Annotated in this window: 10 protein-coding genes and 1 other annotated feature; of the genes, 5 read left to right on the forward strand and 5 right to left on the reverse strand. The window is 53.9% G+C overall.

Features of this window, described 5'->3' with window-relative positions:
• Positions 1 to 2: 2 nt before the first annotated feature.
• Positions 3 to 1,124: a bifunctional chorismate mutase/prephenate dehydrogenase gene (gene tyrA / locus BM373_RS19035; protein WP_090465048.1), complete on the forward strand. Its 1,122-nt coding sequence runs from the start codon at positions 3 to 5 to the stop codon at positions 1,122 to 1,124.
• A 69-nt stretch (positions 1,125 to 1,193) separates the two neighbouring features.
• A complete protein-coding gene (locus BM373_RS19040; protein WP_090465052.1) occupies positions 1,194 to 2,066 on the forward strand; it encodes an SMP-30/gluconolactonase/LRE family protein in 873 nt (290 codons plus the stop codon).
• Here the strand turns inward: BM373_RS19040 and pheA are convergent.
• The 4 genes from pheA to bamD all read right to left on the reverse strand — a co-directional run bounded on the left by pheA (position 2,063) and on the right by bamD (position 4,844).
• Complete coding sequence (gene pheA, locus BM373_RS19045; RefSeq protein WP_090465054.1) at positions 2,063 to 3,223, reverse strand: bifunctional chorismate mutase/prephenate dehydratase; 1,161 nt, start codon at positions 3,221 to 3,223, stop codon at positions 2,063 to 2,065. The two genes, BM373_RS19040 and pheA, sit on opposite strands and share 4 nt — an antisense overlap.
• Positions 3,224 to 3,258: 35 nt before the next feature.
• Positions 3,259 to 3,384: a sequence feature (Phe leader region), on the reverse strand.
• Positions 3,336 to 3,383 (reverse strand): pheA operon leader peptide PheL, encoded by a 48-nt coding sequence (pheL, locus tag BM373_RS21540; protein WP_103245904.1) that lies wholly within the window; start codon positions 3,381 to 3,383, stop codon positions 3,336 to 3,338. (Overlaps the previous feature by 48 nt.)
• Before the next feature lie 114 nt (positions 3,385 to 3,498).
• The gene (gene raiA, locus BM373_RS19055; protein ID WP_090465060.1) at positions 3,499 to 3,837 is read right to left on the reverse strand and encodes a ribosome-associated translation inhibitor RaiA; all 339 of its coding nucleotides are present in this window, start codon (positions 3,835 to 3,837) and stop codon (positions 3,499 to 3,501) included.
• A gap of 269 nt (positions 3,838 to 4,106) precedes the next feature.
• Positions 4,107 to 4,844 carry an outer membrane protein assembly factor BamD gene (bamD, locus tag BM373_RS19060; RefSeq protein ID WP_090465062.1) on the reverse strand — a complete coding sequence of 246 codons (738 nt, stop codon included), beginning with the start codon at positions 4,842 to 4,844 and terminating at the stop codon, positions 4,107 to 4,109.
• A 133-nt stretch (positions 4,845 to 4,977) separates the two neighbouring features.
• On the opposite strand from bamD, the gene rluD reads away from it, so the two are divergent.
• The 3 genes from rluD (at position 4,978) to clpB (ending at position 9,393) form a co-directional block, all read left to right on the forward strand.
• Positions 4,978 to 5,958, forward strand: a complete 981-nt coding sequence (gene rluD / locus BM373_RS19065; RefSeq protein ID WP_090465065.1) for a 23S rRNA pseudouridine(1911/1915/1917) synthase RluD — start codon at positions 4,978 to 4,980, stop codon at positions 5,956 to 5,958.
• Positions 5,955 to 6,686, forward strand: coding sequence for a purine nucleoside phosphorylase YfiH (yfiH, locus tag BM373_RS19070; protein WP_090465068.1), 732 nt, complete (start codon positions 5,955 to 5,957; stop codon positions 6,684 to 6,686). Before rluD ends, yfiH begins: the two co-directional genes overlap by 4 nt.
• A gap of 133 nt (positions 6,687 to 6,819) precedes the next feature.
• Positions 6,820 to 9,393: an ATP-dependent chaperone ClpB gene (gene clpB, locus BM373_RS19075; protein WP_090465071.1), complete on the forward strand. Its 2,574-nt coding sequence runs from the start codon at positions 6,820 to 6,822 to the stop codon at positions 9,391 to 9,393.
• 1 nt (position 9,394) lies between these two features.
• On the opposite strand, the gene BM373_RS21755 is transcribed toward clpB, so the two are convergent.
• The coding region (locus BM373_RS21755) for a hypothetical protein (RefSeq protein ID WP_218159479.1) at positions 9,395 to 9,612 on the reverse strand (218 nt) is incomplete at its 5' end.

Here is a 9,612-nt window from a genome sequence, read left to right on the forward strand (position 1 = left end):
TTATGGTTGCAGAATTGACCGCATTACGCGATCAAATTGATGAAGTGGATAAGGCGCTGCTGGACTTACTGGCGCGGCGTCTTGAACTGGTCGCCGAAGTGGGCGAAGTAAAAAGCAAATACGGTTTACCGATTTACGTGCCTGAGCGCGAGGCGTCAATGCTGGCCTCGCGCCGTAAAGAGGCGCAGGCGCTGGGCGTGCCGCCGGATCTGATTGAAGACGTGCTGCGCCGGGTGATGCGGGAATCCTACTCCAGCGAAAACGATAAAGGCTTTAAAACGCTCTGTCCGACGCTGCGCCCGGTGGTGATCGTCGGCGGGGGCGGGCAGATGGGGCAACTGTTTGAGAAGATGCTGCTGCTGTCCGGTTATCAGGTGCGCATTCTGGAGAAACAGGACTGGGGACGTGCGCAGGAGATTGTGGCGGATGCCGGGATGGTCATCGTCAGCGTGCCGATCCATGCGACGGAGCAGATCATTGCCGATCTGCCGCCGCTGCCGGATGACTGTATCCTGATCGATCTTGCGTCGGTAAAAAATGGCCCGCTTCAGGCGATGCTGGCGGCGCACAAAGGTCCGGTTCTGGGTTTACACCCGATGTTTGGTCCGGACAGCGGTAGCCTGGCAAAACAGGTCGTCGTCTATTGTGACGGTCGCCAGCCTGAGGCGTACCAGTGGTTCCTGGAACAAATTCAGGTATGGGGCGCGCGGTTGCATCGCATTAGCGCGGTTGAGCACGATCAGAATATGGCGTTTATCCAGGCGCTGCGCCACTTCGCGACGTTCGCTTACGGGCTGCATCTGGCCGAAGAGAACGTGCAGCTTGAGCAGTTGCTGGCGCTCTCGTCGCCAATTTATCGCCTTGAACTGGCGATGGTTGGCCGTCTGTTTGCCCAGGATCCGCAGCTTTACGCCGACATCATCATGTCGTCAGAGAACAACCTGGCGTTGATTAAGCGCTATTACCAGCGTTTTGGCGAGGCTATTGGCCTGCTGGAGCAGGGCGATAAGCAGGCGTTTATCGACAGCTTCCGCAAAGTGGAGCACTGGTTCGGTGATTATGCGCAGCGCTTCCAGAGCGAAAGCCGGGTGCTGTTGCGTCAGGCGAACGACAGCCGCCAATAACGGCAAAGCTGTTTATACTTGAAAGCCAGCGGGTTAACCGCTGGCTTTTTTTATGATGAGGGATCTGTTATGGCGCAACCGCAACCACTATTCGATTACACCGGTCACCTGCCGGAATGTCCGACCTGGAGTGAGCCGGAGCAGGCGCTCTGGTGGGCCGATATCATTGAGGGTGAAATCCATCGCTATCATCCTGCAACGGGCACGCACCGGGTGCTGCGATTTCCTGAAGAAGTGGGCTGCTTTGCCTTACGGGAAAAAGGTGGATTTATTGTGGCGATGCGCAGTGCCATCTGGCTTGCCGATAAGAACGGGCTTCTTACCCACAAAGTGTGTGATAACCCCTCTAACCCGCCGCTGGCGCGGTTTAACGACGGTGGTACCGACAGGCAGGGGAGATTCTACGCGGGGACGTTCTGGGGACCTGCCGATTACAACGGTGCCATGCTGATGCGCATCGATAATAATCTGACGCCAAAAGTGATCCAGTGCGACATCAAGGGCGCAAACGGTCTGGCGTTCAGTGAAGACGGTCAGTGGATGTATACCTCGGATACGCCTAATGATGTGATCTACCGGACGCCGCTGGACGCGCAGGGCGAGCCGGGAAAACGCGACGTCTTCCGCACATTTAACAATGAGCAAGGCAGCCCGGACGGGGCGGCAATGGACGTGGAAGGGTGCTACTGGAGTGCGCTGTTTGACGGCTGGCGTATTGCGCGCTTTTCACCGGATGGGGAGCAGCTTGAAGAGTACCGCCTGCCGGTTCGCTGCCCGACGATGGTGTGCTTTGGTGGGGAAGATATGAAAACGCTGTTTATCACCACCACGCGCGAAAATATGGAGCAGGACGAAATTGAACAATACCCGCTTTCCGGCGCTATCTTCACCCTGCCTGTCAGTGTGGCAGGGGTGAAGAAGCCGCTGTTTATTGAGCGTTAAGCCGGATCGACAGGCACGACGTTTTCGCCAGGATAGCAGCCCAGCACCTTCATGGATCGCGTGATTTCGCTCAGTTCACGCAGGGCGTTCTGCATGGATGCAGACTCCAGGTTGGCCTGAATATCCAGATAAAACATCTCCTCCCACGGATTGCCATAAATCGGGCGGGATTCCAGCTTGGTCATAATCAGGCTGTGGTTTCGCAGCACCAGGAGCGCCTCCACCAGCGCACCGGCCTGCTGGCCTGTGGCAATAAGCAGTGTGGTTTTGGCCGGGACCTGATCGGAAACCTTAACGGCCTTGCGCGCCAGCACGATAAAGCGGGTGATGTTTTGCGTCTGGTTAGCCAGATTACGCTCCAGAACCTGTAAGCCGTAGAGGCTGCCGCCCGCTTCGCTGCCCAGCGCGGCAACGTGAGGGGAACTGGCCTGCGCCACTTTCTCCATGGCCGCCGAGGTGCTTTCGCAATATTCGATTTTCCAGTCCGGGTAGCGATTCAGAAACTGGCTGCACTGCTGGAAAGGCTGCGGGTGGCTGTACACCGTCTTAATCTCTTCAAGGCGCGTGGAACCTGAAACCAGCACGCAGTGATCGATAGGCACCGTCATTTCCGCCACGATAGATAAGCTGGTGTGTTGCAGGAGATCGTAAACGTCATTAATCGCGCCGGAGCTGGTGTTTTCAATCGGCACGACCGCATAGTCAGCCTGTCCGGTTTCGACCTGATTAAAAATGTCGTGGAATTTCGCGCAGCCGCTTTCGATAAATTGCTCAAAATGACGTGCAGCATACTGACGGGCGGCGAGGTGGGAATAAGAACCTTTCGGGCCAAGAAAAGCCACGCGCGCGGAATGCGGGTTGGTCTGATTAAGGTGATGCTGCAACAGCGCCTGCTGGGTCAGGACCGAATCTTCAATGATGAGCTGGAACAGGCGAGTGATGTAATGCGCGTCCAGATGGTGCGCTTTGCCCAACTGGATGAGGCGCTCAAGCAAATCGCGTTCACGATCGATATCACGCACCGGACGGTGAGAGGCGAGCTTCGCTTCACCGACTTCAACCGCAAGCTGACGACGTTCGGCAAGGAGCGCCAGCAATTTTTCATCCAGTGCACTGATTTTTACGCGCAAATCCAGTAACGGGTTTTCCGGTGTCATAGTGTTGCCTTTATAGTTATTAATAATCTTGTATCAATAAAAAGGCCCCCCGGTGTGGGAGGCCTTATTGTTCGTCTTCGCATTCTTTATCACACGACGAAACGCCTCCCGTTCAGGGGAAGGTAAAAAAGAATGCGAAGAAAAACGGGACATGCTTCATGGTGAAATCCTGTATGAGTACCCTTGTAAAGTAACCGTACTGTTTTCATTGTGTCAATCTTTCGTCAACAAAAAACGCGCCCGGAGGCGCGTTGGCGATACACTCAATGTAAAGGTTACTCTTCTTCCACTTCAACGAAGCTGGCGTCTTTCACCGAGGTGGTGGCGCGACGCGCTTCCCCTTTGTGTTGCACTTTATTGAGCTGCCGTTCCAGCTTGTTAATCAAATCGTTAATAGCGGTGTACATATCTTCGTGCTTCGCACTGGCGACCAGGTGCCCGTTTGGCGTATTCATGGTGGCATCTGCGGTAAAGCCCTGCGGTTCTTTAGACAGAATGATATGTGGGTTAATCAAATGAGTTTGCCATTTTTCTAGCTTGGCGAGACGGTCTGCGACATGCTGGCGTATTGCCGGGGTGATTTCCATTTGTTTGCTGGTAATGTTCATTGTCATAAATTTTACCTCTCGTCTTTCCGTCTTGGTGAGTTCAGCATACCTCGCTCAATGTCAGAAAGTGTGATTTGAATCACATAATTTCGTCACTTTTTGTCAAGGAAGTCTTTTTGTGAGGAAAGACAGGAAGGGGGCAATTTTAGCTTGTTGAAGTCGGGAATAGCGGTCATAGTTGACTGGATGACTTGAAGCAAAAAGTCGTAGCGTAACTCAAAATTGCATAAAAAAACGGCAGCCTGCGGGCTGCCGTTTTGCGTTCAAAGCAACGATCAGGAATTGTTGCTGTTCGCGGCGATAATCTTCGCGACTTTTTCCGCCTGCGCATTTAATTGCAGTTCGCGGTAGGCTCTTTCCATCAGTGGTAACGCATCACGCGTGGCCTGCGTATCCGGGTAATCACGCAACATGCCTTCGACACGGTTGGTGACAGCAACCCATGCGCCACGGTCGGTGTAATACTGCGCCACGGAGTATTCATACTTAGCCAGACGGTCTTTCAGGAACACCAGACGTTTGGTGGCATCGGTGACGTACTGGCTGCGCGGGTAACCACGGACCAGTTTCGAGAAATCATTGAACGCGTCACGTGCGTGCTGCGGATCGCGATCGCTACGATCAACGCCGAAGAAGCCCTGCAATGCGCTGTCATCCAGCGCCATGTCGGTCAGGCCGCGCATATACATCACGTAATCAATGTTTGGGTGAGTCGGATTCAGACGCATGAAACGATCGATCGCGGCCTGAGCCAGCGGCAGATCAGCATTTTTATAATACGCGTAGATCAAATCCAACTGGACCTGCTGGGAGTACGGGCCGAACGGGTAGCGATTATCCAGCGCTTCCAGTTGCGTTATTGCCTGTTTCCAGTTACCGTCCTGGAGCTTTTGCTGAGCAGTCGCGTAGATTTCATTAGGCGGATTATCAGGCACCTCTTCCTTTGAACCGGAGCAACCCACCAAAGCCAGGCTCAGCGTGGCGGCTGCCACCAGATATTTCATGCGCGTCATGACGTTTTGACTTTCCTCAAAATGTTTATGCGGGAGGATTCTCTGTTCCTGCTCCCGATTAAGACCAGCTACAATAGCACACTATATTAAACGGCAAAGCCGTAAAAACCCAAGGTTAACGAAGAAGCTGTCTATGGCACAACTAGTACAACTCACCGCAACGGTGTCCGAAAACCAACTCGGTCAACGCTTAGATCAGGCATTGGCCGAAATGTTCCCGGATTATTCGCGTTCGCGTATAAAAGAATGGATTCTCGACCAGCGCGTGCTGGTTAACGGCAAAATTTGCGATAAGCCAAAAGAAAAAGTGTTGGGTGGCGAGCGCATTGCCATCAATGCGGAAATAGAAGAAGAAGCGCGTTTTGAGCCACAGGACATTCCGCTCACTATCGTTTACGAAGATGATGACATCCTGGTCATCAATAAGCCGCGCGACCTGGTCGTTCATCCGGGGGCGGGTAATCCGGATGGAACGGTGCTCAATGCGCTGCTGCATTATTATCCGCCGATTGTGGATGTTCCGCGTGCGGGTATTGTGCACCGTCTGGATAAAGACACGACGGGCCTGATGGTCGTGGCGAAAACCGTTCCGGCGCAGACGCGTCTGGTTGAGTCATTACAGTTACGTGAAATCACCCGTGAATATGAAGCGGTGGCGATTGGACATATGACGGCAGGTGGCACGGTTGAAGAGCCCATCAGCCGCCATCCGACCAAGCGCACACATATGTCGGTGCACCCGATGGGCAAACCGGCGGTGACGCACTATCGCATCATGGAGCATTTCCGTGTGCACACGCGTCTGCGTCTGCGTCTGGAAACCGGACGTACGCATCAGATCCGTGTGCATATGTCCCATATCACTCATCCGCTGGTGGGCGATCAGCTCTATGGTGGCCGTCCGCGTCCGCCGAAAGGGGCATCGGATGAGTTTATTACTGCGCTGCGTCAGTTTGACCGTCAGGCACTGCACGCGACCATGCTGCGTCTGTATCACCCGATCACCGGCATTGAAATGGAATGGCATGCGCCGATCCCACAGGATATGGTTAACCTGATCGAGGCGATGCGTGCAGATTTTGAAATTCACAAAGACGATGTGGACTGGTTATGACAAAGCTGATTGTCCCGCAATGGCCGATGCCGCAAGGCGTGGGGGCCTGTAGCTCGACCCGCACTGGCGGTGTGAGCGCGTCACCCTGGGATTCTTTAAACCTTGGTGCGCATTGCGGTGACAACCCTGATCACGTAGAGGAAAATCGCAGGCGGTTATTTGCCGGAGGTGGTTTGCCGTCGAAACCTGTCTGGCTTGAGCAGGTACACGGTACAGCGGTGTTGACGCTTTCCGGCGAACCGTATGCCTCTAAACGTGCTGACGCCTCTTATAGCAATACGCCGGGAACGGTGTGTGCGGTAATGACCGCTGACTGCCTGCCGGTGCTGTTTTGTAACCGTGCCGGGACGGAAGTGGCGGCAGCTCACGCGGGCTGGCGTGGACTCTGCGCTGGCGTGCTGGAAGAAACGCTCGCCTGCTTCACCGATGGACCGGAAAACATCATGGCCTGGCTTGGCCCGGCGATTGGTCCGCAGGCGTTTGAAGTGGGGCCTGAAGTGCGCGATGCGTTTATGGCTCACGATGCCGGTGCGGACAGTGCTTTTCGCCCGCACGGCGAAAAATATTTTGCTGATATTTACCTGCTGGCCCGTCAGCGTCTGGCACGCGCAGGCATAGAGCACATCTACGGTGGCGATCGCTGCACTTTCACAGAAACAAATGAATTCTTCTCATATCGTCGCGACAAGACGACGGGGCGTATGGCAAGTTTTATTTGGCTGATATAACCTAAAGAATCAAGACGATCCGGTACGCGTAACTTTCTTTTTATAATACGCAGGCCATTAACCTTGAATAATTGAGGGATGACCTCATTTAATCTCCAGTAGCAAATTTGACCTGTTATTTATGGGAGGAGTTATGCGTCTGGATCGTCTTACCAACAAATTCCAGCTTGCTCTTGCCGACGCCCAGTCACTGGCGCTGGGGCAAGACAATCAATTTATCGAACCACTTCATCTTATGAGCGCCTTGCTGAATCAGGAAGGGGGATCGGTACGTCCACTCTTAACCTCTGCAGGTGTCAACGCCGGACAACTTCGCACCGCCATTGAACAGGCGTTGAGCCGTTTGCCGCAGGTCGAAGGCACCGATGGCGACGTTCAGCCTTCGCAGGATCTGGTGCGTGTGCTTAACCTGTGCGACAAACTGGCGCAAAAACGCGGGGATAACTTTATCTCCTCAGAACTCTTTGTTCTGGCGGCGCTGGAGTCACGCGGTACGCTGGCGGATTTATTGAAATCTGCCGGGGCGAATACGGCGAACGTAACGCAGGCAATTGAAAATATGCGCGGAGGTGAAAGCGTGAACGATCAAGGGGCTGAAGACCAACGTCAGGCCTTGAAAAAATACACAGTCGATCTGACCGAGCGGGCCGAGCAGGGCAAACTTGATCCGGTGATTGGCCGTGATGAAGAAATCCGCCGCACCATTCAGGTGTTGCAGCGTCGTACCAAAAACAACCCGGTGCTGATCGGTGAGCCAGGGGTCGGTAAAACGGCTATCGTGGAAGGGCTGGCGCAGCGGATCGTCAATGGCGAAGTGCCGGAAGGGCTAAAAGGCCGCCGTGTACTGGCGCTGGATATGGGTTCGCTGGTGGCGGGTGCAAAATATCGCGGTGAGTTCGAGGAGCGCTTAAAAGGCGTGCTCAACGACCTGTCGAAACAGGAAGGGAACGTGATCCTGTTTATCGATGAGCTGCACACCATGGTTGGCGCAGGTAAAGCGGACGGTGCGATGGATGCCGGGAACATGCTCAAACCGGCGCTGGCACGTGGTGAACTGCACTGTGTAGGTGCGACCACGCTTGATGAGTATCGTCAGTACATTGAAAAAGACGCCGCGCTGGAACGTCGATTCCAGAAAGTGTTTGTCGCGGAACCTTCAGTGGAAGATACCATCGCTATCCTGCGTGGTCTGAAAGAGCGTTATGAGCTGCATCACCATGTGCAGATCACCGACCCGGCTATCGTGGCCGCGGCGACATTGTCGCATCGCTATATTGCCGATCGTCAGTTGCCGGACAAAGCCATCGACCTGATTGATGAAGCAGCATCAAGCATTCGTATGCAAATTGACTCGAAGCCGGAAGAACTGGATCGGCTGGACCGCCGCATTATCCAGTTGAAGCTGGAACAGCAGGCGCTGCTGAAAGAGTCTGATGACGCCAGTAAAAAACGCCTGGAGATGCTCAACGACGAGCTGTCGGATAAAGAGCGCCAGTACTCTGCACTGGAAGAAGAGTGGAAGGCCGAGAAAGCGTCGCTCTCCGGTACGCAGACGATTAAAGCCGAGCTTGAGCAGGCAAAAATCGCCATTGAGCAGGCGCGACGCGTGGGCGATCTGGGCAGGATGTCCGAACTGCAGTACGGCAAGATCCCGGAACTGGAAAAACAGCTTGAAGCCGCCACGCAGTCAGAAGGCAAAACCATGCGCCTGCTGCGTAATAAAGTGACGGATGCGGAGATCGCTGAAGTGCTGGCGCGCTGGACCGGTATTCCGGTAGCCAGAATGCTGGAAGGTGAACGTGAAAAACTGCTGCGCATGGAGCAGGAGTTGCACAGCCGTGTCATTGGCCAGAACGAGGCTGTCGAAGCGGTATCAAACGCGATTCGCCGAAGCCGCGCCGGATTATCCGATCCGAACCGTCCTATTGGTTCGTTCCTGTTCCTGGGGCCAACTGGTGTTGGTAAAACTGAACTTTGCAAAGCGCTGGCTAACTTTATGTTCGACAGTGACGATGCGATGGTGCGCATTGATATGTCCGAGTTTATGGAAAAACACTCGGTCTCCCGTCTGGTGGGTGCGCCTCCGGGATATGTTGGTTATGAAGAAGGCGGTTATCTGACGGAGGCCGTTCGTCGCCGTCCTTATTCCGTCATCCTGCTGGATGAAGTGGAAAAGGCGCACCCGGATGTCTTCAACATCTTATTACAGGTGCTGGACGATGGGCGACTGACGGATGGGCAGGGGAGAACGGTCGACTTCCGTAATACGGTTGTCATAATGACCTCTAACCTGGGTTCCGATTTGATTCAGGAACGTTTCGGCGAGCTGGACTACAGCCACATGAAAGATCTGGTGTTGGGTGTGGTGAGCCATAGCTTCCGTCCGGAATTCATTAACCGTATAGATGAAGTCGTGGTCTTCCATCCGCTGGGTGAAAAACATATTGCTTCTATTGCACAGATTCAGTTGCAGCGTCTGTACAAACGTCTGGAAGAGCGGGGCTATGCTGTGAATATGTCCGATGAGGCATTGAAGCTGCTTAGCGCCAATGGCTACGATCCTGTTTATGGTGCACGCCCTCTGAAACGTGCCATCCAGCAGCAGATTGAGAACCCGCTGGCGCAGCAAATCCTGTCCGGGAAGCTTATTCCTGGCAAAACGGTACAACTTTTGGTGCAGGATGACCGAATTGTAGCTGTGCAGTAAGTCACATAATGAATAAAAACGAGCCCTTCGGGGCTCGTTTTTGTTTAAAAACCAGGCGGAAAGGTGTTTTTTCTATGGGTTTTGTTTGAAAAATAATCGAACGATAAGTTTTTTGAATTTTATACTTGTCAGCCCGGAGAAACTCCCTATAATGCGCCTCCACTGACACGGAACAACGGCTTACAGGCCGCCGGGTTGGCAGGGTTCCTCCGGGAATTC

It is taken from the genome of Enterobacter sp. kpr-6, assembly GCF_900116015.1.
Classification (GTDB): Bacteria; Pseudomonadota; Gammaproteobacteria; order Enterobacterales; family Enterobacteriaceae; genus Enterobacter_D.